We start from the raw sequence: 24,620 nt of genomic DNA, 5'->3' as shown, positions 1-24,620 counted from the left end.
GCGCACACGTGTGTGCGTCGGCTCGAAGTCCCCGGGTTGGTCGGCGGGTTCGCCTCAGTGCGGGTACATGTTGCCCGGATGGGCGCGGCGGGTGTGTGGGGGACGTGGACGGTTTCGGAGCGGGATGCGGTCGGGCGCCGGTCCGCCCAGGCCCGCTCGGAACAACCCGTGGGTGATCAACCGTTCGGCGGCGTCTTCCAGTTCGTCGCGGAGGAGGCCGCCGCGCGGTAGTGCGTCGGGGCCGAGCAGGCTCTCGACGACGGCGAGTGCGCCGGCGATGTCGCCGTGGTCCAGACGTTCGCGGACGCCCGCGATGCAGTCCGGGCGGCGGTGTGCCGCGTCGATGGCCTGGAGGCAGGGCAGCGGGGTGCCGGTCAGTGCGTGCAGCAGTTCCTCGCGACGGATCTCGTCCGGATCGTGGTCGAGTGGTGCGAGTACGCCGTCGACCAGGCCGATGCGGTGGCGAGCGCCCCGGCATTCCACGATGTCGGGTCGTCCCGAGACGTGGTCCGCGAGGACGGGTGCCGCGCCCGCGACATGGCCCGGTACCAATGCCGCGGCGACCAGCGGGTGCAGCCGATCGGGTCCGATCAGGCCGGCGCGCAGCAGTTCCAGGTCGGGCGGTATCCAGGTGGCCGCGTCGGGCAGGACCGGCAGCCCGGTGATGTCGCCGCCGGCGGGTCGCGGTTCGACGACCGCGATCCGTACCGTCGACGGCCCGGGACCGTCGTCGTCCGCGACCACGTGCAGGACCAGCCGGCGACGGCCCCCGCAGCGCACCGCGACCGAGCCGGTGCCGGTGGGTCGCCCCTCGGCCCGGAGCAGGATCGCGGCCTCGGCGGCCCATCGGTCGACGGCGCACTCGGCCGGGACCGGTCCCGGCCAAGTCGGATCCGGGCCCGAACCGCCGTCGCAGGGCGGCCGGTCGGCCCCGGAACGGATCCACAGCTCGTCGCTGCGGCGGGCGTCCCAGAGATGTCGGTGCAGGTCCAGACGGAACCGTCGATGGGGATGGCGGTGCGGATGGTGACGGAAGCCGGCGACGTCGCGGTGCGATCCGTCCCACAGGGCGAGGGCGATGCGCTGACCGGCGTCCGCCCACGCGGGTGGGGTACGGGCCACCAGGTGCACCGGGCGCGTGCCGCCGGGCTCGCCGACGTCGTACTGCGCCAGGGACACGGTCAGACCCGGGCGCAGCAGCCCGTCAGGAGCGATTCTCGGCATGTGCCAGCGCAGCAGATCCGGTGCCAGACCACGCAGGTCGTTCCGGATCCGGGCGGCGAACTCCCCGCCACGCGTGCGGGCTTCGAAGCGGAGATCGATGTCGACGTCGACACCTGCGGCGGTGCAGGCGGCCTGCCAGTCACCGGCCAGCCGGCGAGCGGTCGCGGTCTCGATCATGGAGGGCGGCACGGCGAACTCGCGCACGCGCAGCCAGAGGGTGAGGCGGGAATCCCGATTCGCGATCGCGGTGAGCATCAGCACTCACCTTGCGCGGTGGGGACCCCCAATCCGTTTACGGAGTGAGTAGTCATCGGCAGGAGCCTAGCGCCCTCGACCGCGGAGGGCCAGGGACCCCCCTGGCTCACTGTGCGAAGGCTCGGCGGCTCGTCGAGAGTGGCGCGTAGGCTCCCCATATGGCGATCTTGGAGATGGAGACGGATGCGGGGCTGGCCGTACGGGCGGCGCGGGCGGGTTCGGCCGTGGTGCGCGGGATGTACGGGACGTCGCCGGAGCGGTTCGACAAGGGCGCCGGAGACTTCGCCACGGCCGCCGATCTGGACGCGGAACAGGCCATCCTGGACATCCTCCGCGACGCGCGGCCCGACGACGCGGTCACCGGCGAGGAGAGCGGCCACACCGGCACGGCCGGCGCGGAACGCCGGTGGCTGATCGATCCGTTGTGCGGCACGTTGAACTACGCCGTGGGCAACATGTTGGTCGCGGTGAACGTGGCCCTGCGGGTGGGTGCCGAGACCGTCGCGGCGGCCGTGGCGGATCCGTTCGCCGACGAGGTGTTCTGGACCGACGGTTCCGGGGCGTACCGTCAACTCGACGGCACAGACCGGGACTTGGTGCCGTCGTCCGGGTCGCGGCTGGTGGATGTGAACCTGGATCCGCCGTTCCCGAATGCGCCGTCGTTCCGCGCGGTCCGGCTCCTCGCCGACCCGGACTTCGTCGCGGGTTTCCGGCCGCGCGTGGTGTCCACCACCCTGGCCGTCGCGTGGGTGGCCGCCGGTCGCCGGGCCGCCTATGTCACCGACGGCGACCTGCGCGACAGCGTGCACTTCACCGCCGGCATCGCGCTGTGTGAGGCCTCCGGTTGCGTGGTGACGGACCTGTACGGCCGACCGCCGTACACCGGGGCGGCCGGCCTGATCGCCGCGGCCGACCGGGAAACCCACACCGCACTCCTGGGCATGATCCGGTAGGTGGGATCGGCCGGACACGCGTCACTCGCCCCGAGGCGCCGATGGGTCGGGGTCGGGGTCGGGGTCGGAAACAGGGTCGGAATCGGGGTCCGGTCGGCGGCTCGGCAGGCGCAGGTGTCGTCGTGTCGTCGTCGTCACCACGACCGCCATCAGGAGCGCGCCCGCCGCATGGGCGAGGGCGAGCATCATCCGGGAGTGCAGGAAACCCATCTCCGACCGGATCTGCCCGTCGAGTGGCCCGCTCCAGTCCGTGCCGACCAGGCCCAACAGCCGGGTGAGCGTGGTGAACACGAGTATCCCCACGGCCGACACCAGCACCGGGGCAGGGCCTATCCCGGCGTGTCCGGCGTCCCCCGCCCGCCGGTGCCCCGAGCGGCACAGGACGCCGAAGCCGCGCGAAGGGCCGTACCAGGCCGAGCGGTTCCGGGAGACCAGCACGGTCCACCACACGACCAGGGCGACCATCGTCACACTCGTGACGAACACCGCCGCGGCCGCCGCGTCGGTGGCGCCGTTCCCGCGCGGCACCATCCGCGCACCGGTCGATATTGCCTCCGGCTCGACCGACGTGTGCACACGCGACGCCAGGCAGGCCCGCCAGTCCCGATAGACGAAATACGCGTACACATCCGCGACTACCACCCCCAACGACGCCGCGCCCGCCGCGATCCCCGCACACCACAAACGCCCGGACGCAACGGGGGACACATCCGAATCCCCCACCCGGACCGCCAAGTTAGCCAAACCCACGGATCGACCGCCCACGGCCCGCCCCTCGCTCTGTAATTCCCGCGCCCCCCAAGAATGCTGACCCGGATGCCCCCCGACCAGCCCAAACCCACATCGGCCCGACCGACCGGCATCGCGGTCGACATGGGCACACATCCCGGCCGGGCGAGGGCCCGATTCGGGTGCTCAGGGTGGATTGGGCGTTGTGTGGGTGTGTGCGGGGCTTCACAGGGAGGTGGGGCGGCGTCAGACTGTCGCGATGAACTCGAATCCCTCCGACCCGGCCGCGGTGCGTGCGCGTGAGTCCGCGGAGGTGGTCGAGGCGCAGCGGCAGAGGGTGTCGAGGTCGTGGGCGTCGAGGCGGTTGCGACACGAGGTCGACCGGCCTGACGGGTCGTATCCGCATTCGTGAGCGGGGCACCGGGGACGTGTTCGACGAAGTGGCTCCGCCTGGGAGGCCGTTGCCGTGTGTTGGCCCACGCGCCGGCGGATCTGGGGCCGGCGGTGGTGGGAAACGCCTCCGACTTCGGCAAGTTCGAGGTGTGAGGCCCCGGGCCGCTCGGGGAGAGCGGCGCGGGGCGGTGGGCTATCCGTGGCGACGAGCCAGGCAGGCGACCCGGACGACTGACCCGCTGCGCGACGGCTACGCCGTCGGGTCGGGGCGCGAGTCGGCGTCCGGCTCGACGTGCGTGGCGTGTTGGAGGGCGTTGTCGATGGTGTCGGCCAGGGCGTGGAGTTGGTCGGCCCAGTCCGGGCGGGACATGGTCAGCGGCGCGATGCGGGCGCAGCCGGTCGTGGTGAGCACCGCGACCGTCTCGGCGGGGGTCAGGGGCACCGCGCCGATCACCGGTCCGGCCGGGCCGGCGTAGGGGTCCAGGTACGGCAGCAGGTCCCGGTCGACGCCGGGCCGGGCCAGACCGGGGCGGGGGTCCACCTCGGTCGGCCCGTACGGACGCAGCTCGGCGAGCGTGTGTTCGATGGCGCCGGCGAGGGCCCAGGCGGGGCCGCCCGGACGGCCCAGACCACACAGCCAGGCACCGGCCCGACCGCCCGCCGCGGTGATCCGCTCCAGGGCCGCGCGTTGCTCGGGGGAGATCTGCGGGTCCGTGGCGGGGTGGGAACCGTCGGGCGGCGAGGCGTGGTTGCTCATACCCCGTTGAACGAGCGACGGCCGAACACGATGCTGTGCACGCTGCGGACACCCGCGCCCACGCGCTACCGACGGGCCTGGGACAGGTGCACCTTGGCGTCGTCGTACGAGGCGTCGCCGGCCGCCGCGGCCGGGCCGTACACCAGGTGGAGCACGCCGGACCCGAACGCCTTCGACGAGATCAGCCGCAGCGGGATCGACCCCTCGCCCTCGGTGAACAGCCGCATGCCGGTGCGCACCGCGATCGGGTGCACGAACAGGTGCAACTCGTCCAGCAGCCCGGCGTCCAGCAACAGGCGCACGATCGAGACCGAGCCGCTGATCGAGATGTCCGCGCCCGGCTCGTCCTTGAGTGCGGTGACGGCGCTCACGACATCACCGCGCAACTGCTCGGAGTTGCGCCAGGTGAAGGTCAGCTCGCTGCGCGACACCACGATCTTGCGCGCGTCGCCGATCGCCTTCCCGAAGGCCGCGTCGTCGCCACCGGCCGTTTCCCGCTCGGGCCAGGCGCCGGCGAAGCTGTCGTACGTCTTGCGACCCAGCAGGAGGGTGTCGGACGTTTCGAGCAGCGCGCCGACGGCCGCACCCATCTCGTCGTCGAAGTAGGGGAAGTGCCACTGGTCGGGCGCCTCCACGACCCCGTCGAGCGAGATGAACAGGCCGGCGGTGATCTTCCTCATGATGTGCTCCAGGTGCTGCGGTCGGTGCGGTGTCGTTGTCATGGAGGTAGACGACGGCCGCCCGCGAAACTCATCGGTGCGGGTGCGACCCGATGGGAAACCGTTCGACGGATGTCACGGCCGGGCCGTCGGCAGGCTCCCGGAATCGTGCGCCGGCAGGCCGCCGCCCAGCTCGCGCAACGCCCGCTCGGACGCCGACCCCGGCTCGGCGGCGAACAGGTCGAGCCCCCGACACGCCGGCTCGTCCGGCAGCGCGACGAGTTCGCCGTGCAGGGTCGGCTCGCCCGCCGTCGGGTGGTGCAGGACGTACACCCGGTCCCGGCGAGATTCCGGCACTGGACGTCGAGGACTTCCTGCGCTGGACGCGGGGTACGCCGGGCATCACGGTTCCGGCGGCGCGGGTGCGCGGGCTGGTCGACTCGGCGGTGCGGCGGCCGGCGGGGGCGGCGGGGCTGCCCAGCGCCGATCGACCCGGCGTCGGCTGACTCGGCACGGCTGATCCGGCGTCCGACCCGGCGCACGCCGACGGCCGCCCGGGTCGGGGCGGCCGTCGGGGGTTCAGCGGGTGGGCGCGGCGAATTCGGGCTGGTCGAGCACCCGCAGCCAGCTTCCGTCGGGCTGGCGCCGGACCACCTGGGCCCGGGCGCCGGAGCCGTCCTTCGGCGGGGTCGAGGTGAGCGCGATGTCGCCGTTGATCAGCGTCGGCAGCGGTTCCTCGGGCTCGAAGTGGGGCCGGTCGGCCAGCACCTTGGCCCACAGCTCGCGGATGGCCTCCCGGCCCACGGTCGTGCTGCCCGGCGGGTAGGCCAGTACGGCGTCCTCCGCGTAGAGCGCGGCGACCCCGGCGGCGTCGCCGGCGTTGGACCGCTCCACGAACAGGCGGGTGATGTCCTCGGGACGCATGGCCTTCTCGTACTCGGACATGGTTCGTGTTCCTTTCCTCGTGGTGTCGCGGCCTTTCGTGGTTCCATCCTGCTCGGCCGCCGATCAGAAATCCAACAGATGGATCCGATGGATGCCAGAAGTGATGGTTATGGTCGACGAGGATGGAGCGGACGTTGGTACGGCACCGCCGCGGCCTGCATGTGGCCCATACACCCCGGACCGGGTACAGCGGATCCGGTACTCCGGTACTCGTCCCCCGGAAGGACGCCCGGGCGCCGCACCCGTTCATAGGGTCGCCGTAGTGTGCGCGGCCCCCGAGGTCGCCGCGCGTGGAATGCGTGGTGTGCGTCCGGAACGGGGCCGAGAAAGTGGCGAGTGTGCGGGATCGAGCGAAATCGCTGTGGTGTGAGGTGTGGCGTGACCGAGGGTGCCTCCGCGCCCCGAACCGGGAGCCGGTCGTCGCCGCGCGGGCGGCGAAGGCGGTCCCGAGCCGGGCGGACGTACTCGACGCCCACGGCGCGGAGTTGCGCCGCATCGAACGCGACCTGCACGACGGCGCCCAGGCCGGTCTCGTCGCGGTGGCCATGCGCCTCGGCGTCGCCCGGGACCTCCTCGGCGCCCAACACCCGGTCGTCGCCGACCTGTTGCGCGAGGCCCTCGAGGGGGCGGAGGAGGTGTTGACGGAACTGCGCGACGTCGTCCACGCCATCTACCCGCCGATCCTGGCCGACCGCGGCCTCGCGGGGGCGGTGGACGCGGTCGCCGCCCGGACCGGGGTCGCCACCGACGTCCGGCTGGGCGAACTCGGCCGACTGCCCGCCGCCATCGAGGCCGCCGCCTACTTCGTCGTGGCGGAAACGCTCGCCAACACCACCAAGTACAGCCGGGCACAACGCGCCCACGTCGGCCTGACCCGCCGCGACGGCACCCTGGTCGTCGAGGTCGCGGACGACGGTGTCGGCGGCGCGGACGAGCGCAACGGCACCGGCATCGTCGGCATCCGGCGCCGCGTGGCCGCGCTGGACGGCCGGGTGGCGATCACCAGTCCGGTCGGCGGACCCACCGTCGTCATCGTGGAGTTGCCGTGCGCGTCGTGATCGCCGAGGACAACGCGCTGCTGTCGGCGGGACTCGAACTCATCCTGTCCGCACGGGACATCGGCGTCGCCGAGGTGGTCACCGACGGCCCCGGCCTGATCGCCGCGGTGCGAACGCACGAGCCGGACCTGGTCGTCACCGATGTCCGGCTGCCACCGACCTTTCGCGACGAGGGACTTCGCGCCGCGCTGGAACTGCGGCGCATCCGCCCCGGTCTGCCGATCCTGGTCCTGTCGCAGTACGTCGAGCACGTCTACGCCCGGGAGTTGTTGTCCGACGGTGTGGGCGGCGTCGGCTACCTGCTCAAGGACCGTGTGGGTCGGATGAGCGAATTCGTGGACAGCCTGCGGCGGGTCGTGGCCGGCGAGACGGTGATGGATCCCGAGGTGCTGTCGCAACTGATGACGGCCGCGGCCGGCAGCCCCCTGGACCCGCTCAGCCCCCGAGAGCACGAAGTGCTCGCGCTGATGGCCCGCGGCCTGGGCAACGGCGAGATCGCCGAGATCCTGTTCATCACCGCCAACGCGGTACACAAGCACGTCGGCGGCATCTTCGGCAAACTCGGCCTGCCCGCGTCCGACGCGGGTCATCGCCGCGTCCAGGCGGTGCTCACGTACCTCCGCGACGGGCGCTGACGGGCGTAGGTCGTCGGCGCCCGGGGGCCGTGTCGGCTTCGATCGGTACAGTCGCCGGCCGGGGCGGAGGCGCGGACGTCGAGGAGGAGCGCATGGCATACGGCGTCGACCCGGACGGGGATACGTCGGCGCGTCGGCGGGCGGCCCATCGTGCCGTGCTCGACCACCTGTTGGGGCTCGTCGCGGCCGCGCCCTGGAGTGACTGTGTGATGCTGCGCGGGAGCATGGCCATGGCCGCCTGGACGGGGGAGCGGGCGCGGGAGCCGGCGGACCTGGACTTCGTGGTGCTGCCCGCGCCGATCGTCCACATCGATCCGTCGGCGCCATACCCCTACCTCGACACCGTCGCGGCCGTACAGCAGTGGCCGGAGGCGGTCGGCGGGGCGGCCGGATACGAGATCTGGGCCGACGGGGAGCGGGAGTTCGAGACGCGCGGCGTGCGGGTGATCGCGCCGCCCGAGGGGCTTCGCTGGGATACGGACCCGGATCCGGTGGGCTCGATCCCGGCATACGAGGACCTGACGCAATGGATCGGGAAACGGCCGGAGGCGGCACCGGGCCTGGTCCTGGACGCGAACGGCATGCGACGGGACGGCGATTGGGACTACGCGTACGACGGGCAGGGCGCGGGCGGGATGCGCATCCTGATCCCCTGGGAGGCGGAGGGGCTGCCGCCGGGGGAGGCGCGGCTCGACTTCGCCTTCGACGAGAAGCTGCACCAACCGCCGGTGTGGACCCGGATACCGCGCGCCGACGGCGGACCGGCGCCGGTGGTGCGTACCGCGAGCCGGGAGTTGTCGCTGGCCTGGAAGCTGGTGTGGCTGCATCTCGACGGCGGCGAGGGCGGCCGACCTCGGAGCAAGGATCTCTACGACGCGGTCCTGCTGGCCGAGGACGAACGCGTTCGGCTCACCCCGGCGTTGCTGCGTCGGGTCGGCAGCGGTTTCATCCGGAGCGTGCCCGAGCACGGCTTCGACCCGGACGCGATTCCGGTCGACGAGTCGGACTGGTCCGCCCTGCTCGCGGACCTCCCCGGCGCGCGCGGCACCGCCCGGGAGTGGCTCGGCCGGCTGGACGCGGCGTTGGCGCCGGTGTTCGCGGCACGGGAAAACTGATCGCCCGCGGGCGACTGCTCGCGTAGGGTGCCCCGGTTGTCGAACCGGGAAGGCGGTCGCGGACGTGGCGCCGAGAAATGTGACGCGGGATCAGCTGGCGGGAGCGGTACGGGCCGCGCTGGGCGGCGGGCGGCGGTTGGCGGGGGTCGAGCGGCTCACGGGCGGCACCCGGAAGGGGGTGTACCGGCTGACGATGGACGACGCGGCGTCGGTGATCGCCTATCTGTGGGAGGACTCGGAGAACTACTGGCCGGCACACGAGGGCGACGACGACGTGGCCGACCCGTTCTCGCCGGGTGTCGGGCTCGACCTGTTCGAGGCGGCGCACGCCCGGCTGGACACGCTCGGGCTGCGGGTGCCGGAGGTGTATCTGGTCGACCGCGACCGGGCTTACTACCCGGCCGATCTCGCCATCGTGGAGGACTTCCCCGGCGAGGACCTGATGACCCGGTTCGAGCGCGACCCGCAGGCGGTGGAGCCGACGATGGCGCGTCTGGTGGAGGGGTTGGCGGCGATGCGCGCGTATCGGGCGCCGACGTACGGCAAGGTGGCGCTGATCGACGGGGGCGGTACGGCGCGGGGCACGTCCTGCGAGGGCGTCGTGCTGGACTCCGCGTTGCGCCACCTCGCCGAGGCGGCCGGGCGCGACGCGAGGATCGCCGGGGCCCATGACCGCCTGGAGGAGAGGTTGCACGAACTCGCCTCGGCGGTACGGCCGCGCGCCGAATACTCGGTGATCCACGGCGAACTGGGCCTGGACCACGTGCTGGTGGACCGGGACGGCAATCCGGTGCTGATCGACATCGAGGACCTGATGTACTTCGACGTCGAATGGGAGCACGTGTTCCTGCGCATCCGCCTCCACGACGACTACCGCCGGGTGGCGGCGGACAACCTCGACGAGGCCCGCCTCGCCCTCTACATGCTCGCCCAACGCCTGTCCCTGACGGCGGGCCCCCTACGCCTCCTCGACGGCGACTTCCCCAACCGAAAGTTCATGCAGGACATCGCCGAACACAACCTCAACGAGGCCCTGTCGCTGGTCGCCCCCGTGTAGTGCCCGAAAGGTCGTAGTCCTAGACGTGATCGGTCGGCGCGTGCGACACGAACAGGCTGGTCGGCATCAGGGCGACCTCGATCGCGGGGATGCCCATCGCCTCGGCGTCCGGTGCCTGGATCAGCATCTGCGGTTGGCCGAGCAGGTACGGCAGTTCGACGCCGAGAGCGTCGGCGAAGGCGGTTATGGCCGAGGAACGCGAACACCGCCATCGGTACCCACACCGTGATCGCCCCCGTGGCCGGGGTGTCGAAGAGCAGTTCGCTGCCGTAGCCCTTCTGCCGGATCAGTACGACCGCGCCGTAGGCGGCGGCCATCGACACGGTGTTCAGCACGAGCGCCTTGACCGGCAGCCAGATCGACCGCAACGCCCGCATCGGTACGAGGAACGTGAGCACCGCGATCGCCGCCAGGACCAGCGGCAACGAGCCGTACACCGCGTCCGCGAAGTCGCCCTGCGCCGGGCCGCCACCCGCGTGCACCCCGGGCGTTGCGCGGGCTGCCGCCAGGACCCGCCCACCGCGGCGCGACCCGCGTTGGTGGCGGGGTCCGTGGCCGTCCACACCTCCACGACCCGCAGGCCCCCGCTGTCCCACCCGGCGGGGGCGATCGCGCCGGCCACACCCCGCTCGGCTGCCAACCGCCGGGCCGGCGCCTTCGCGTCGCCGTCGGTCGCCACCTCGATCGGCTGGGCGATACCCGTGCCGAAGCCGGCCCGCTCGATCGCGGCGAACACCCGCGCGGGCTCACCGCCACGGCCGAGCGCCGGCACCTGGGGCTGCCCCACCCGCATGGTCAGCGCGGGTGCGGCGAGGGCGAGCAGCAGCGCGCCGCCCAGCACGGCCGCCAGGACCGGCCGACGTGTGGTGGTCCGGGCGATCGCCGACCACGCTCGGCCGTCCGCGCGCCGAGTGCGGCGCGGCACGTCCAGCCGGGCGCCGCACGCGTACAGCGGCACCGGCAGCAGGGCCAGCGTGACCGCGACGCTCACCAGCGGCATCAGCAGACCCGCGTAGCCGACGCTGCGCAGGAACGGCACGGGCAGCACGACCAGCGCGGCCAGGGACAGGGCGACGGTCGCGCCGCTGAGCGGGACCGCGCGGCCGGCGGTGGTCGCGGCGCGCACGATCACCTCGATGCTCCCGGCCGGATCGGGTCCGCCCGGATCGGCCCCGCCCACGCGGTCGCGTTCCTCGCGCCATCGGGCCACCACGAGGAGCGCGTAGTCGATCGCGATGCCCAGGCCGATCAGGGCGACCAGGTACTGCACGATGAACGACACGTCGGTGACCCGGGTCAGGCCGCCGACCAGCAGGAACGTCGTGGGGATGGCGATCGCGGCGGTCAGGAGCGGGATCAGGGCGAGGCCGCCGGCGAAGGTCAGGCCGAGCACGACCAACGCGCCCAGTGCGCCGAGCAGGGTCTCGGCGATCGGGCTGCGGGCGGCGCCGCTGTCGCGTCCCGACAGCAGCGGCCGGCCGGTGACCCGTACGGGCGCGCCGGCGACCTCGACCCCGGCCACCGCGGCCCGCACCCGGGCCGGCGCGTCGCCGTACGCCTTCGGCCCCTCGCCGCCGGGCGGGGAGACCAGGGCCACGGTGGTGCGCCCGTCAGCCGAGATCAGCGCGGGGTCGCCGGTGGTCGCGAACGACGCGTGCCGGCCACCGGGCGGGTGGCGCGCCGTACGGCGGCGTCGAACGCGTCGCGCACCTCGACCTCGTCCGCGCGGCGGCCCTCCGGGACGGTCACCTCGACGAGCAGCGGGGCGTCACCGCCCCCGCCTCGCTCGCCTGACCGCTGATCGCCCCGGCCGCAGTGCTGAATCCCGCCTTCGGCGCACACCTGGCCGGCACCTGGCGCCGCCTGCGCGCGCACCGCCCCGTGCGTACCCGCCGGCCCTGACGGCCGCGCCGCCGTCACTCTTTGGCGCCACACCGCTCGCCGGGAGCGGGCCCAACGCGTTTCCTGAGGTGGGGCGGCGTGCCGTCCTCGCCCCCGGGCCGCCCAGGCGACCGGGGGCTCCCGTTCGGACGAACCGCGTCGGCCGCATGCGCGGATCGTGTGTGCCTCGATGCGGCCCCGGAGGGCTTGCGATGACGCCGAAGGCCGAAGTCCGTACCCGCGCGACCCCGCCGCCCACACCCCGAGAGCGCGCCGAGCGCGGCCGGGCGGCGCGGGCGAACACGCCGCGGTCGAGTCACGCCGAGTTCGCGCCGACCCGGCGGCCCGACCCGATCGACCTGATCGAGCGGCAATCGGCGTCGCGGGTACCGGAGTTGGTGCCCATCCGGTACGGGCGCATGGCCGAGTCGCCGTTCCGGTTCTATCGGGGTGCCGCCGCTATCATGGCGAGCGACCTTGCCGGCACGCCGAGTTCGGGGCTGCGGGTGCAACTGTGCGGCGACGCGCACATGCTCAACTTCCGACTGCTGGCCTCGGCCGAACGCCTGCTGCTGTTCGACCTCAACGACTTCGACGAGACGTTGCCCGGGCCGTGGGAGTGGGACGTGAAGCGGCTGGCCGCGAGCCTGGTCATCGCGGGGCGCGAGAACGGTTACACGGACGCCGAACGCGCCGACGTGGTCCGGGCGACCGTACGGTCCTACCGTGAGGCGATGCGCCGCTTCGCGGGCATGCGCAACCTCGACGTCTGGTACGCCAAGGCCGACGCGGATCGGGTCCGGGCGCTGGCGTCCGGGCGGTTGCACAAACGCGGCCGGCGGCAACTGTCCAAGGCCATGGGCAAGGCGCGCGGTCGGGACAGCCTCCAGGCATTCGCGAAGCTCACCCGCATGGTCGACGGCGAGCCGCGGATCATCTCCTCGCCGCCACTGGTCACCCCGATCGCCGAACTCCTGCCCGACGACGAACGGGCCGCGCTCGCCGGGCGGATCGGCGACCTGATCGACCGGTATCGGCAGACGCTCCGCTCCGAACTGCGCCACCTGCTCGGCCAGTACACCGTGGTGGACATGGCCCGCAAGGTCGTCGGCGTCGGCAGCGTCGGCACCCGCTGCTGGATCGTGCTCCTGCTCGGCCGCGACCTGGACGACCCGCTGATCCTCCAGGCCAAGGAGGCCGACGAGTCGGTCCTGGCCGCGCACGTCGGCCCCGCCGAGACGGCCACCCAGGGCGAACGGGTCGTCGCGGGCCAGCGGTTGATGCAGGCCGCCGGCGACATGCTCCTGGGCTGGGAACGGGCGGACGGCATCGACGGACGGCAACGCGACTTCTATGTCCGCCAACTCCGCGACTGGAAGGGCATCGCCGAACCGTCCCTGATGGTGCCGCGCGGAATGCGCGTGTTCGGCGAACTGTGCGGCGCCACCCTGGCCCGCGCGCACGCCCGCTCCGGGGACCGCATCGCCGTGGCCGCCTACCTGGGCGGCGGGGACACCTTCGACCGCGCGGTGACCACCTTCGCGGAAACCTACGCCGACCGCAACGAACGTGACCACGCCGCGCTCCTCGCGGCGGTGAAGTCCGGCCGGCTCACCGCCGAGAACGCGTAGGACGGTGGGCCACCGGGCGTCCGCCCCGTGGCCCACCACCCACCGCTACCGGCTCAGTGCTTGCGCTTGAACTCGTACACCGTCGCGCGCGCCGCGCAGTCGCGCGGCGGGATCATCTCGACGCGCAGCACACCGGTGTGCCGGTCGTAGTCGTTGCCCTCGGTCTCGAAGTCGACGGCCGTGCCGGGGCAGGCGCTGAGCTGCGGAAGCGCGCCGAGCGAGGTCACGTGCCCGGTGACCGTGCGACCGTTCAGCGCCTTCTTCAGTTCGATCTGCAACAGGGGCTTGGCCTCGGGGAACAACTTCCGGTCGGAGTCGTCCGACGCGCACAGCAGCCGCTTCGCGTCCAGGAACGTACAACCCTGGATGTCCTTGACCGGACGGTCCAGTTCGATGGTGCCCGCGAGCGCGAGGTCGCCGCCGGTGCGCCCCGTGGCGGGGTTGAGCAGCGGGGTGGGGAAGACGAGCAGGCGGTTCATCGTGTCCCACTCGCCGGAGACCATCCAGCGGCTGTCGGGGGAGATCGCGGCGAACGAGTTGTTCATCGCCTCGCCGGCCGCCAGGGGGTGCACATACTCGTAGGCCGCGCCCGACGGCGTGGTCACCCGGAACATCTTCGCCGTCGCGTCGCCACCGCCCTGGTACGCGTCGAACAGGTAGCCGCGCGAGGAGTCCGGGTCGCCGATGTGCGACCAGCCCCGCTCGCGCACCGGTGCGGGGATCGAGGTGTTGCCGGTGTAGTACAGGTACGGCTTGGCGCCGGGCGGGCGCACGTTGGCCAGTCCCTGGGCCTGCGACGCGGCGTCGATCTCGTACCGCCCGATCGGCTGCCACCCCTTGATCTCGGACGGGAACGCCGGCTTCGCCCGCGCCGCCTGCTCGTCGGACACCTCCGCCGCGTGCGCCGTGCCCGTGAGCCCGACCGTCGCACACAGCGCGACGCAGGCCGCCCCGGCCGCCACGCCGCGTACCGCCGACCGCAAACCTCGGACCATCGACCTCATGTGCACCGAACTCCTCTGCCGTGCCAGTGCCGTACCGACAGGTCCGGCCGCCAAGACCCTGGCGCAACACGATGGCCGCCAGACACCACACACCTGAACACCGGCGAACCAATGCCCCACGATCCGGAATCCCACCGTCCGCATACCGCCGGCACGCATATACGTTCGACAAGCGCGAACCCGCCGGCAGACTGCGCCCATGACCTACGGAAACGAGTTCCACCCCGGCCGGTGAACGGCCCGGACGAGCGCGAGGCGCTCGACCCCGCACCCTCGCTGTACGCGTACGCCCTGCGGCGGGTGCGCGAATCCCCTGAAGACGAGGTGCCGTTCGGCGCCGGCTTCGACCTGCCCGACGGCCTCGCATCCGACGACCCGCCGTTCTCGTCATGGGACGAGGCGTGGATGGTGGTCCGGGACGCCCTGACACCGCTGCCCGACGACCCCGACATCCTCCGGCGCCGGTTCGCCGAATTCGGCATCGGGACAACCCACGCCAACGCGATCCGGGCCGTGGTGACGGAACTGCCGCTGTCCGCCGAGCAGGAGGCCGCAGCGCGGACCCTCGGCCGATGCCTGGCCTACACCGGCACCGACCCGACCAGCGTTGCCACCGGCATGGCCCTGCTCGGCCGCCTCGGCGGGCCCGAGGACGTCGCGTGCCTGCGGGTGCTCGCCCGGATCGATGATCTCGGCCGGGCGGCCGTCGAGGCCCTGGACGCCCTCGATCGTCCCACCGCCGCGCTGACCTGGTTGGCCCGGCGGATCCGGCGCGCACCGCCGCGCTCGCTCGTCCGCGCCCTGTGGAGCGGGGACGAGGCGGCCGTCCGTACCGAACTCCTCGCGTTCCCGACCCGACCGCCTCTCGTCGGCGGCGCGATCGCGCGTCGGGTCGCCGAGGCCGCGCGGTTGCCCGAACTGCTCGACCGACATGCCGGCGACCCGGAACTGCTCGCCCGGGCGGGTCGCCTGCTCGCTCGCATGGGCGACAATCATCACGATTCGGTCGGACTGCTCACGTATCGCGACGCGGTCGCCCTGTACGAGACCGTCGTCGCGGGAGCCGACCGGCTGTCGCCCACCGTCGAGCACTACGCCGTGCTGCTCTCGCTCGCCCTGGACCTGAGCAGCGGCCCCGGGGTGCTGCTCGACTGGCCGGCGGGTCGGCGGGAGGCCCTGTCGGAATCTCTTGGGCGACTGTTGGCCACGCGGCGCTGGGCCGCGGTGGCCGACACCGCGGTCGACGACGCGGATCCGGTGCTGCGGCTGCGGGTGGAGTGGATCCGGCGCTTCGGGCGGCGGCCCTTCGCCGTGCCGGGCACCCGGGCCGGACTGCGGGTCGAGGTGGTGTGGACCGATCCGGTCGACCGGGAGGCCGTCGAGACCCGGATCCTCCTGGACGGACGCCCGTTGGTCCCGGAGGCATTCGGGCGCGGCGCGGCCAACGGCCCGGAGTACCTGCTCGATGTCGGCCGGCTCCGGGCGGAGGCGGAACCGCACGAGGTGCAGCTTGCGCAGGCATGGTGCACCGAGGGGTGTTGTGGGGCGCTGTACGTCACCATCCACCGTGAGGGTGACGAGGTGGTGTGGCGGGACTGGCGGCGTCCGGGCATGGCCCCGGGCTCGCGGGAGCCGCTGCCGGAACTGCCCGCGTACCGGTTCGACGCCGCGGCCTACGACGCGGAGATCGAGCGCGCCGAGGCCGACGACGCGTGGTCCTGGCCGGCCTGCACCGTGGCCCGGATGATCGCGGCGGGGGTGCGCGCCCGGCCGGAGCTGCTCACCCGGTGGGACGTGCGACCGGGCTGGATCAGCACCGACTTCGAGGATCCGACCACGGCCGTGGTGACCTTCCTGTATGGGCGCGGGGAGGGGTTCCCCCTCCAGTTCCTGTGGAAGGTGCCGGACGACGGGAGGCCGCCCGAGGCGCAGGCCGACGCCGCGTTGCGGCGGTTGGCCGAGGAGGATCCCAAGGGCTACGGGCGGGTGAGCGGGGGAAGCCGGGAGCGGGCCGAGGAACTCGGGTATCCCTGGCCCGACGACGGTTGATGGGTGTGGGTGAGCCGGTGCCCGGTGGTGCGGAATCGGGGGTGGGCGGGGTTCGGGGGGTGGGTGGGGTGGGCAACCGGGGGGTGGGTGTGCTTCCTGTCGAGAGGTGGGGTCGATGACGGACGGGTCCGGTGGGGCGCGGCATGTGATTCCGGCGGCGGTCGAGAGGACCTATGGGGCGGACGATCTCGGGGCGACGGGGTTGTTCGGCGGCGGGTTCATCAACTTCGGCTACTGGCAAGGGATCGATCTCGATCGGGCGCTCACCGAGGAGGATCGCATCGCCAGCCAGCGGGCCCTGTATCGGCACGTGCTGGACGGGTTGGCGCCGGGCGAGGGGTTGCGGGTTCTGGAGGTGGGCTGCGGGATGGGGGCCGGGGGCGTGGTGGCGCTGGAGGAGTACGGTTTCGCCCTCGTCACCGGCATGGACATCCATCCGGAGCAGTTGCGGCGGGCCGAGCGGGCCACCGCCGAGGTGTGTGCCCGCCGGCCCGGGGGGTTGCGGTTCGTGCGCGGGGCGGCCGAGGACATGCCGTTCGGCGACGGCGAGTTCGACTGCCTGTACAGCGTCGAGGCCGCCCAGCACTTCCGGGACCTCGGGGCGTTCGCCCGTGAGGCCGCGCGGGTGTTGCGGCCCGGGGGGCGCATGGTCGTGGCCACGTTCCTCGTTCCCGACGCCGATCCGGTCCGGGCGCGGCGGCCGGCCGAGGTGTTGCCCACGTTCGCCGAGGGCCTGGATGTACCGCACACCGTCCCGGAGTTGACCGACGCCCTCGAACGCGCCGGGCTCGGCGACATCCGGGTCGCCTCGATCGGCGAGTCGGTCTGGCCCGGATGGGACCGCTGGCTGGATCGCACCTGGGCGCCCGGCACCTGGCCGCACAACTTCCTCCTGGCCTACCGCGAGGGCACCCTCGACTACTTCACCGTCACCGCCCACCGCCCCGAGAGCGGGGCCACCGGTCAGGGGTTGCGGCCGCCCAGCAGTCGCACCGCGCGGTCGAAGGCGGAGTCGCGGTCGGCGGCGAACTCCGCGTCGGTGAAGACCGGGGTGCGGAAGTCGACCGGCAAACCCACACCTTCGTAGCCGCGGCCGGTGGGGGAGACGTAGCGTTCGTTGGACAGGGTGAACGCCCAGCCGTTGGGGAGCGTGCGGCCGAACATGTCGGAGAAGATGCCCTGCGTGTTGTCGCCGACGAAGGTGGTGGGCCCCGGGCGTTCGCGCAGGGCCAGGGCGAACGTCTCGCCGGCGCTCACCGTGGCGGGGCCGGTGAGGACCGCGACCGGGCCGGTATAGCGCGGTGCGCCGGTGGCGGGCTCGATCCGGAACGCCTGGGGGCGGGTGAAGCGGGTGGGGTCGTGCGGGTCGTCGCGGGCGCTCTTGACGTAGGCGGGATGGACCCGGTCGGTCAGCCGGGCGGCGACGCGTCGGCCGAGGTCGTCCAAGCCGCCGAGGTTGACCCGCACGTCGATGATCAGGCCGTGCCAGGCGTCGGGACCGGCGGTGCGCCGGGCGGTGACGATCGTGTCGAGGGCGCGATCGAGTTCGGCCGCCTCGACCGCGAACGGGGCCTGGTCGCCGGTGTAGCCGACGAACCGGTTGATCCGCAGATAGCCGATCCGGCCCGGGAGTTCGGCAAAGCCGATCGCGCCCGCGGCGAAGGTCCGCAACGGCGTGCCGCCGAGGTCGCGGCGCTCGACGAAGGCCCGGATCCGGTCCTCGTACGCCTGGTCCAACTCGGGTGTTCCGGAGCGGCCGACCCGCCAGAAGCGATCCAGGGCCGGGGCCCGCAGGGAGGTGTGGCCGTCGCGCAGTGGTTCGGCCATCGTGGTGAGGATCTCGAAGAGGCGATCGTCGGTGGTGTCCGGGCGCACCATCGGCCGATACCTGTCCCGGGCCGCCGCCCAGTCGACGCCGCGTTCGGCGAAGAAGGCGTAGTTCTCCCGGAACGTCTGCCAGAACACGTCGAAGACGGCCCGCGGATCGGCGGGCGCGGACCGCAGGCAGTCGGCCGGGAGCGTGCGGACGCGCCGCAACTCGCGGCGGCCCAGGGTGCCTTCGATGGTCAGGGCGGCCCGATCGGGGCGCCCGGGGAGCCGGCGTACGGTGATCGGGAAGTAGCTGTCGGGGGCGTCGCGGGCGCGGAACCGCACGGAGCCGTCCGGTGTGTGCTCCCGGTACGCGGGGGTGCCGGGCGCACACCCGAGGTCGGTCGTCTCGTACGGCCGCAATACGCCGCCGTCGATCGTGAGGACCGTCCCGTAGCCGTCGGAGCGCCAGATCCCGTCCGGGGCGCGATCCGCGGCGGGGGTCGCCTCCGCGCCGACGGCCACGCCCGCGGAACCGAGCAGAGCCAGGAAAACCGTGCCCATCAGGACGAGTCGATACCGGCCGCGGCACACGCGGCCCACGTGTCGTGTGGTCATGAGCACCACGCTTCCAGGCCCGACGAATCCTCGACACCACCACAGGTCGGAGAACGAACTCCCTCTCGCGAGGCGGTACGTCTCCCCCGACGGCCGGTAGCCGATATGCGCGGTTGCGCGTCGGCGGGCGTGGCCTCGGCGCGGATCAGGGGGCAGGATCGAGGTCATGACCTCATCACCCGCATACCTTCTGCCGAGCGAGATCCGCGTACAGGGCCACGGGCTGTGGCTGCGCGAGTGGAACGACGACGACGTGCCGGCCATGGTCGAGCTGTTCGACGAACCCGAGATCGACCGATGGACGCCGTTGGTCTCGCCGTTCGACGCGGAGGCCGCGCGGGCGTACCTGGCGCGGGCCCGCGCGTCCCGCGCCCTGCATCGGGGCATCCAACTCGCGATCACCCTCGACGGCGGCGAACCGTGCGGCGAGGTGCTGCTGTTCCCGGACGCCGACGGCCCCGACATCGACCTCGGCTCGGAGGCCGCGCGGCCGAGTCGGGTGGGGGAGATCGCCTACGGCATCGGCGCGCGGCACCGCCGCCAGGGTCTGGCCGGCCGCGCGGTGCGCCTGATGACGGACTACGCCCGCGACGAACTCGGAGCCGACGCGGTGATCCTGCGCATCGCCGCCGACAACGCCCCCAGCATCGCCGTCGCCGCGAAGACCGGCTTCCACCTCACCGACGCCAAGCCCGTCACCCGCCCCCGTCCCGACGGCCACGTCGTCCTGAACACCTGGCTCCACCGGGGGCGACGGTAGGCGCGGGGCGGGTGAGTCGCTATCAGCGATCGTTCAGGTGCGGCCAGTGTTGGACGCGGAGCACGGGCGGTAGTTCGAGGCGTCGGTGTTCCATGTACCAGAGAATCAGGCGGCCCTCGGCGTGGTCGCGGATTCCCGACACGCCGGAATCGTGATCCGACGGGCCGTCGACGTATCGCACCGAGGTGGCGTCGGCCAAGCGTTGTGCGAGGGATTCGACATCTGCTCGGACGTCGGCCACGAGCCCGCCGACGACGTGGTCCGCGTCCGGGTCGTACTCCCAGGTCCAATCGCTCACGCGACGGTTTCGCGGGAGGCTTCGTCGAGCATGGCGGCGATCTCGGCGGCTTCGTCCGTCGCTCGGCGCGATCGCCGGGTGTGGCGCGGAAGCGCTATGCGCACGCGGGACACAGGCCTCGGTAGGTGACCTCGACCGCGGAGACCGTGAAGCCGAAGCGTTGGTCGGTGGGGAGGTCGGTCAGGGGGTCGCCGGCCGGGTGTACGTCGCGGATGGTGCCGCACCGGGAGCAGACCAGGTGCTGGTGTGGGCGGTGTGCGTTGGGGTCGTAGCGCTTGGCGCGGCCGTCGGTGGACACCTCGATGACCTCGCCCAGCGAGACCAGCTCGCCCAGTGCGTTGTAGACCGTGGCGCGGGAGATCTCGGGCAGGCGCGCCACCGCGCGCGCGTGGACCTCGTCGGCCGTCAGATGCACGTGGTCGCCGTCGAGGACCTCGGCCACGACGCGCCGCTGCGACGTCATCCGCCAACCACGCGCGCGCAGTCGCTCCAGCAGGTCACTCATATCGCTTCACCTATTCAGGTTCGGTGGAGACCCGAGTTTACCGGCGGAGGTCCGGGTTCCGTTTGAATATGGAATTGGCGCACATCTTGACTTGGACTCTGTCCATCGTAGGATCGGTTCTGGCGATAGCCAAGAGTCGGGAACACCCCACTACGGCAGGAGACGGAGACGTGACGGGACCACCGCCGTGGAACCGCGCGGTGCCGGCCTGACGAAGTCGGCCGCCGGCGCGGGACCCGTACCACGTGGTGAACCGACCGCGATGCGGCCCGGTTCCGCCGATCCGTCGTGTCGCCGCCGACGTGGACCGCACGACCGTAGAGGTTGTCGATGCTCCCGGGCCGAGCACGTCCGGCGAGTCCGGCTTCTCCCCCCGACGTTGCACCGCTCGCATTCCCCGAGTACCACGATCCGCCTGGTCCGGAAGGATTCCCATGTCCGAGAACAATGATGCAATCGTCGTAGACGCGAAGACGGAGGGCGGAGGGGGCTGCCCGGTCGCGCACACGCGCGCACCGCACCCGACCCAGGGCGGTGGGAACCGGCAGTGGTGGCCGGAGCGACTGAACCTGAAGATCCTCGCCAAGAACCCTGCGGTGGCCAACCCCCTCGGCGCGGACTTCGACTACGCCGAGGCGTTCAAGACGCTCGATCTCCCGGCGGTGAAGCGGGACATCGCCGAGGTGCTGACCACCTCGCAGGACTGGTGGCCGGCCGACTACGGCAACTACGGCCCGTTCATGATCCGGATGGCCTGGCACAGCGCCGGCACCTACCGGATCAGCGACGGCCGCGGCGGCGCCGGTGCCGGGCAGCAGCGCTTCGCCCCGCTCAACAGCTGGCCGGACAACGCGAGCCTGGACAAGGCCCGTCGGCTGCTGTGGCCGGTCAAGAAGAAGTACGGGCAGAGCCTGTCCTGGGCCGACCTGCTGATACTCACCGGCAACGTGGCCCTGGAGACGATGGGCTTCGAGACCTTCGGCTTCGGCGGCGGTCGCGCCGACGTGTGGGAGGCCGACGAGGACGTCTACTGGGGTCCGGAGACCACCTGGCTCGGCGACGAGCGCTACAGCGGCGACCGGGATCTGGAGAACCCGCTCGGCGCGGTCCAGATGGGCCTGATCTACGTCAACCCGGAGGGCCCGAACGGCAACCCGGACCCGCTGGCCGCCGCGCGCGACATCCGCGAGACGTTCCGCCGGATGGCGATGAACGACGAGGAGACCGTCGCCCTGATCGCCGGCGGGCACACCTTCGGCAAGACGCACGGCGCGGGCCCGGCCGACAATGTCGGTCCCGACCCCGAGGCCGCCCCGATCGAGCAGCAGGGCCTGGGCTGGAAGAACACGTTCGGCACCGGCAAGGGCGCCGACGCGATCACCAGCGGGCTGGAGGGCGCCTGGACCGCAACCCCGGTGAGCTGGGACAACAGCTTCTTCGAGACGCTGTTCGGCTACGACTGGGAGCTGTCCAAGAGCCCGGCCGGCGCGCACCAGTGGAAGCCGAAGGGCGGCGCCGGCGCGGGCACCGTCCCGGACGCGCACGACCCGTCGAAGACGCACGCGCCGACCATGCTGACCACCGACCTGTCGCTGCGCTTCGACCCGGCGTACGAGCAGATTTCGCGTCGGTTCCTGGCCGATCCGCAGGCGTTCGCCGACGCCTTCGCGCGCGCGTGGTTCAAGCTGACCCACCGCGACATGGGCCCGGTCGTGCGCTACCTCGGCCCGGAGGTGCCCACCGAGACGCTGCTGTGGCAGGACCCGCTGCCGGCGGTCGACCACGAGCTGATCGGCGCCGAGGAGATCGCCGACCTCAAGGCCAGGGTGTTCGCCTCCGGTCTGACCGTGTCCCAGCTGGTGTCCACCGCGTGGGCGTCGGCGTCCTCCTTCCGCGGCAGCGACAAGCGCGGCGGCGCCAACGGCGCGCGGCTGCGCCTCGAACCGCAGCTCGGCTGGGAGGTCAACGAGCCCGACCGGCTGGCCGCGGTGCTGCACGGCCTGGAGGAGATCAAGGCGGCGTTCGACGGCGGTCGCACGGACGGTAAGCGGGTCTCGCTCGCCGACCTCATCGTGCTCGCCGGCGGCGCCGCGGTCGAGCAGGCCGCCAAGGCCGCCGGGGTCGACATCGAGGTCCCCTTCACCCCGGGCCGGGTGGACGCCTCGCAGGAGCAGACCGACGTCGAGTCGTTCGCCGCGCTGGAGCCGACCGCCGACGGGTTCCGCAACCACCTCGCGAAGGGTAACCGGCTGCCGGCCGAGTACCTGCTCATCGACCGGGCGAACCTGCTGACCCTGAGCGCGCCGGAGACCACGGTCCTGGTAGGCGGGCTGCGCGTGCTGGGCGCCAACCACCAGGAGTCGTCGCTCGGCGTGTTCACCAGCACGCCCGGCGTGCTGAGCAACGACTTCTTCGTCAACCTGCTCGACATGGGCACGACGTGGAAGGCGACGTCGGAGGACGCGAACACATTCGAGGGTCGCGACGCGGCCACCGGCGAGGTCAAGTGGACCGGCAGCCGCGTCGACCTGGTCTTCGGGTCGAACTCCGAGCTGCGCGCGCTCGCGGAGGTCTACGCGAGCGACGACGCCAAGGAGAAGTTCGTCACCGACTTCGTCGCCGCCTGGACCAAGGTGATGGAGCTGGACCGGTTCGACCTGGTGTGACGACGACGTCCGGGTCGGCCCACGCGGGCCGACCCGGACGTTGTTCCCACAAGCCGCTGCGCGGTCAGCGCCACCAGTCGTCGTCGGGGGTGACCGGCTGGGCCCGCTTGTGCCGGGTCGCGCGATGGGTCGACTCCAGGCGCGCCGCCACCTCCGGCGCGACGTCGCCGCCCTCCAGGTACTCGTCGATCTGAGCGTACGTCAGACCCAGTGCCACCTCGTCGGGCAGCGCGGGCCGGTCGTCCTCCAGGTCGGCGGTCGGCACCTTCTCCCACACGCTCGGCGGCGCGCCCAACTCCTGGAGCAGCGCCGCGCCCTGACGCTTGGTCAGACCGGTCAGCGGGGTGAGGTCGACACCGCCGTCGCCGTACTTGGTGAAGAAGCCCGTCACCGCCTCGGCGGCATGATCGGTGCCCACCACGAGCAGGCCCAGCTGCCCGGCGATGGCGTACTGGATCACCATGCGCTCGCGGGCCTTGAGGTTGCCGCGCACGAAGTCCCGCAGCTCGGACTCCCCGCCCGCCGAGCCGGACTCCTCGCCCGCCGACTCGGCTAGACCGCGGGCCACCTCGGCGGCCACCGCGTCGGCGCCCGGCTTGACGTTCACCGTGACCGAGCGGTCGGGCCGGATGAACCCCAGCGCGATCTGTGCGTCGTGCTCGTCGGCCTGCACGCCGTAGGGCAGCCGTACCGCGACGAACCGCGCCTCGCGGCCCTCGGCCCGCAACTCCTCGGCGGCGAGCTGGCACAACCGGCCCGCCAGCGTGCTGTCCTGGCCGCCGCTGATCCCGAGCACGTAGCCCTTGGCCGGTGTCGACCGCAGGTAGTCCTTGAGGAAGTCGATCCGGCGCCGGATCTCCACCTTGGGCACGACGGCCGTCCGCACGCCGAGTTCGGCGAGAATCTGCTCCCTGGGGTTTGCCATCCCCGTACTGTACCGAGCGGGGCACGACCCGACGCCGGGGAGCGGTGTCGGCGGCTCACGGGCCGCGCGGTCCGTGGTGGGAGGGGCGATACGCATGGGCAACGGCGCACTGCTTGTGATGGACGTACAGCAGGAGATCGTCGACATGGCCGACGACGGCTCCGGATACCTGGACCGGCTCGGCGCGGCGATCGAAGGCGCCCGCGCGGCGGGCATGTCCGTGATCTACGTGGTGATCGGGCTGCGGCCGGGGCTGCCGGAGGTGAGTCCGCGCAACCGGGTGCTCACCGATTCCGCGGCGATGGGGCTGTTCACCGAGGGCGCCCCGGGCACCGCGATCCACCCCGCCATCGCGCCCCGCGAGGGCGACGTCGTGGTCACCAAACGACGCGGCAGCGCATTCTCCGGCAGCGACCTCGACCTGGTCCTGCGGGCGCGCGACATCGACCGTCTCGTCCTGGCCGGCATCGCCACCAGCGGTGTCGTGCTCTACACCCTGTGTCACGCGCAGGACCTGGACTTCGGCCTGACCGTGCTCGTGGACGGCTGCCTCGACCTCGACCCCGAGGTGCACCGCTTCCTGACCGAGAAGTTGTTTCCGCAGTGGGTGGAGGTCGCCCTGGTCGAGGACTGGCTGAAATCTGTCGCCGGCGCGGTGGAAGAGCAGGCGCAGGCGCAGTGAGCCGACCCGTCG

General features: G+C 72.5%; 23 protein-coding genes and 1 pseudogene. 11 read left to right on the top strand and 13 right to left on the bottom strand.

The genetic code is table 11. From position 1 onward, the window contains the following. Positions 1-54 precede the first annotated feature (54 nt). The gene (locus tag ACMXN5_RS35890; RefSeq protein WP_439679076.1) at positions 55-1,479 is read right to left on the bottom strand and encodes a hypothetical protein; all 1,425 of its coding nucleotides are present in this window, start codon (positions 1,477-1,479) and stop codon (positions 55-57) included. 158 nt (positions 1,480-1,637) lie between these two features. On the opposite strand from ACMXN5_RS35890, the gene ACMXN5_RS35885 reads away from it, so the two are divergent. After that, the gene (locus tag ACMXN5_RS35885; protein WP_439679075.1) at positions 1,638-2,432 is read left to right on the top strand and encodes an inositol monophosphatase family protein; all 795 of its coding nucleotides are present in this window, start codon (positions 1,638-1,640) and stop codon (positions 2,430-2,432) included. A 21-nt stretch (positions 2,433-2,453) separates the two neighbouring features. On the opposite strand, the gene ACMXN5_RS35880 is transcribed toward ACMXN5_RS35885, so the two are convergent. The 5 genes from ACMXN5_RS35880 to ACMXN5_RS35860 form a co-directional block, all read right to left on the bottom strand. Further along, positions 2,454-3,140, bottom strand: a complete 687-nt coding sequence (locus ACMXN5_RS35880) for a hypothetical protein (RefSeq protein WP_439679074.1) — start codon at positions 3,138-3,140, stop codon at positions 2,454-2,456. 664 nt (positions 3,141-3,804) lie between these two features. Next, complete coding sequence (locus ACMXN5_RS35875; protein WP_439679073.1) at positions 3,805-4,311, bottom strand: hypothetical protein; 507 nt, start codon at positions 4,309-4,311, stop codon at positions 3,805-3,807. 65 nt (positions 4,312-4,376) lie between these two features. After that, positions 4,377-4,991 carry a dihydrofolate reductase family protein gene (locus tag ACMXN5_RS35870; protein ID WP_439679072.1) on the bottom strand — a complete coding sequence of 205 codons (615 nt, stop codon included), beginning with the start codon at positions 4,989-4,991 and terminating at the stop codon, positions 4,377-4,379. A 114-nt stretch (positions 4,992-5,105) separates the two neighbouring features. Further along, positions 5,106-5,327 carry an MmyB family transcriptional regulator gene (locus ACMXN5_RS35865; RefSeq protein WP_439679071.1) on the bottom strand — a complete coding sequence of 74 codons (222 nt, stop codon included), beginning with the start codon at positions 5,325-5,327 and terminating at the stop codon, positions 5,106-5,108. Between the two features lie 222 nt (positions 5,328-5,549). Then, positions 5,550-5,915, bottom strand: coding sequence for a YybH family protein (locus ACMXN5_RS35860; protein ID WP_439679070.1), 366 nt, complete (start codon positions 5,913-5,915; stop codon positions 5,550-5,552). A gap of 371 nt (positions 5,916-6,286) precedes the next feature. Between ACMXN5_RS35860 and ACMXN5_RS35855 the strand changes: the two genes are divergently transcribed. From ACMXN5_RS35855 to ACMXN5_RS35840, 4 genes are all read left to right on the top strand, one after another. After that, positions 6,287-6,973 carry a sensor histidine kinase gene (locus ACMXN5_RS35855; protein WP_439679069.1) on the top strand — a complete coding sequence of 229 codons (687 nt, stop codon included), beginning with the start codon at positions 6,287-6,289 and terminating at the stop codon, positions 6,971-6,973. Continuing rightward, positions 6,961-7,608, top strand: coding sequence for a response regulator transcription factor (locus tag ACMXN5_RS35850; RefSeq protein WP_439679068.1), 648 nt, complete (start codon positions 6,961-6,963; stop codon positions 7,606-7,608). The genes ACMXN5_RS35855 and ACMXN5_RS35850 overlap by 13 nt, the downstream gene beginning before the upstream one ends. Before the next feature lie 92 nt (positions 7,609-7,700). Beyond that, positions 7,701-8,723, top strand: coding sequence for a nucleotidyl transferase AbiEii/AbiGii toxin family protein (locus ACMXN5_RS35845; RefSeq protein ID WP_439679067.1), 1,023 nt, complete (start codon positions 7,701-7,703; stop codon positions 8,721-8,723). Between the two features lie 79 nt (positions 8,724-8,802). Beyond that, positions 8,803-9,780 (top strand): phosphotransferase family protein, encoded by a 978-nt coding sequence (locus ACMXN5_RS35840; RefSeq protein ID WP_439679066.1) that lies wholly within the window; start codon positions 8,803-8,805, stop codon positions 9,778-9,780. A 328-nt stretch (positions 9,781-10,108) separates the two neighbouring features. Here ACMXN5_RS35840 and ACMXN5_RS35835 read toward each other — a convergent pair whose 3' ends face one another. After that, positions 10,109-11,377: an MMPL family transporter gene (locus ACMXN5_RS35835; protein WP_439679065.1), complete on the bottom strand. Its 1,269-nt coding sequence runs from the start codon at positions 11,375-11,377 to the stop codon at positions 10,109-10,111. A gap of 23 nt (positions 11,378-11,400) precedes the next feature. Further along, positions 11,401-11,529, bottom strand: coding sequence for a hypothetical protein (locus ACMXN5_RS35830; RefSeq protein WP_439679064.1), 129 nt, complete (start codon positions 11,527-11,529; stop codon positions 11,401-11,403). 344 nt (positions 11,530-11,873) lie between these two features. Here ACMXN5_RS35830 and ACMXN5_RS35825 point away from each other — a divergent pair, with 344 nt between their 5' ends. Then, entirely contained in the window at positions 11,874-13,292 is a 1,419-nt protein-coding gene (locus ACMXN5_RS35825) for a DUF2252 domain-containing protein (protein WP_439679063.1), read from the top strand. A 53-nt stretch (positions 13,293-13,345) separates the two neighbouring features. On the opposite strand, the gene ACMXN5_RS35820 is transcribed toward ACMXN5_RS35825, so the two are convergent. Further along, the gene (locus ACMXN5_RS35820) at positions 13,346-14,296 is read right to left on the bottom strand and encodes a hypothetical protein (protein WP_439679062.1); all 951 of its coding nucleotides are present in this window, start codon (positions 14,294-14,296) and stop codon (positions 13,346-13,348) included. 231 nt (positions 14,297-14,527) lie between these two features. On the opposite strand from ACMXN5_RS35820, the gene ACMXN5_RS35815 reads away from it, so the two are divergent. Together ACMXN5_RS35815 and ACMXN5_RS35810 are read left to right on the top strand one after the other, a co-directional pair. After that, on the top strand, positions 14,528-16,345 hold the full coding sequence (locus ACMXN5_RS35815; RefSeq protein ID WP_439679061.1) for a hypothetical protein: 1,818 nt from the start codon (positions 14,528-14,530) through the stop codon (positions 16,343-16,345). A gap of 115 nt (positions 16,346-16,460) precedes the next feature. Further along, positions 16,461-17,123, top strand: a pseudogene (locus ACMXN5_RS35810) (class I SAM-dependent methyltransferase); the annotation flags it as partial. 185 nt (positions 17,124-17,308) lie between these two features. Here ACMXN5_RS35810 and ACMXN5_RS35805 read toward each other — a convergent pair. Then, positions 17,309-18,772, bottom strand: coding sequence for a S41 family peptidase (locus tag ACMXN5_RS35805; protein WP_439679060.1), 1,464 nt, complete (start codon positions 18,770-18,772; stop codon positions 17,309-17,311). 166 nt (positions 18,773-18,938) lie between these two features. Between ACMXN5_RS35805 and ACMXN5_RS35800 the strand changes: the two genes are divergently transcribed. Beyond that, on the top strand, positions 18,939-19,532 hold the full coding sequence (locus ACMXN5_RS35800; protein ID WP_439679059.1) for a GNAT family N-acetyltransferase: 594 nt from the start codon (positions 18,939-18,941) through the stop codon (positions 19,530-19,532). A gap of 22 nt (positions 19,533-19,554) precedes the next feature. Here ACMXN5_RS35800 and ACMXN5_RS35795 read toward each other — a convergent pair whose 3' ends face one another. Both ACMXN5_RS35795 and ACMXN5_RS35790 read right to left on the bottom strand, forming a co-directional pair. Then, on the bottom strand, positions 19,555-19,830 hold the full coding sequence (locus tag ACMXN5_RS35795) for a hypothetical protein (RefSeq protein ID WP_439679058.1): 276 nt from the start codon (positions 19,828-19,830) through the stop codon (positions 19,555-19,557). Positions 19,831-19,924: 94 nt separating this feature from the next. Further along, positions 19,925-20,335: a Fur family transcriptional regulator gene (locus ACMXN5_RS35790; protein ID WP_439679057.1), complete on the bottom strand. Its 411-nt coding sequence runs from the start codon at positions 20,333-20,335 to the stop codon at positions 19,925-19,927. A gap of 434 nt (positions 20,336-20,769) precedes the next feature. On the opposite strand from ACMXN5_RS35790, the gene katG reads away from it, so the two are divergent. Beyond that, on the top strand, positions 20,770-23,001 hold the full coding sequence (gene katG, locus ACMXN5_RS35785) for a catalase/peroxidase HPI (RefSeq protein WP_439679056.1): 2,232 nt from the start codon (positions 20,770-20,772) through the stop codon (positions 22,999-23,001). A 64-nt stretch (positions 23,002-23,065) separates the two neighbouring features. On the opposite strand, the gene nadE is transcribed toward katG, so the two are convergent. Next, positions 23,066-23,926, bottom strand: a complete 861-nt coding sequence (gene nadE, locus ACMXN5_RS35780) for an ammonia-dependent NAD(+) synthetase (RefSeq protein ID WP_439679055.1) — start codon at positions 23,924-23,926, stop codon at positions 23,066-23,068. Between the two features lie 94 nt (positions 23,927-24,020). On the opposite strand from nadE, the gene ACMXN5_RS35775 reads away from it, so the two are divergent. Next, positions 24,021-24,608: a cysteine hydrolase family protein gene (locus tag ACMXN5_RS35775; RefSeq protein ID WP_439679054.1), complete on the top strand. Its 588-nt coding sequence runs from the start codon at positions 24,021-24,023 to the stop codon at positions 24,606-24,608. Positions 24,609-24,620 lie beyond the last annotated feature (12 nt).

Source organism: Embleya australiensis (assembly GCF_051903075.1).
Classification (GTDB): Bacteria; Actinomycetota; Actinomycetes; order Streptomycetales; family Streptomycetaceae; genus Embleya.
This window is presented reverse-complemented; position numbering and strand designations above follow the sequence as displayed.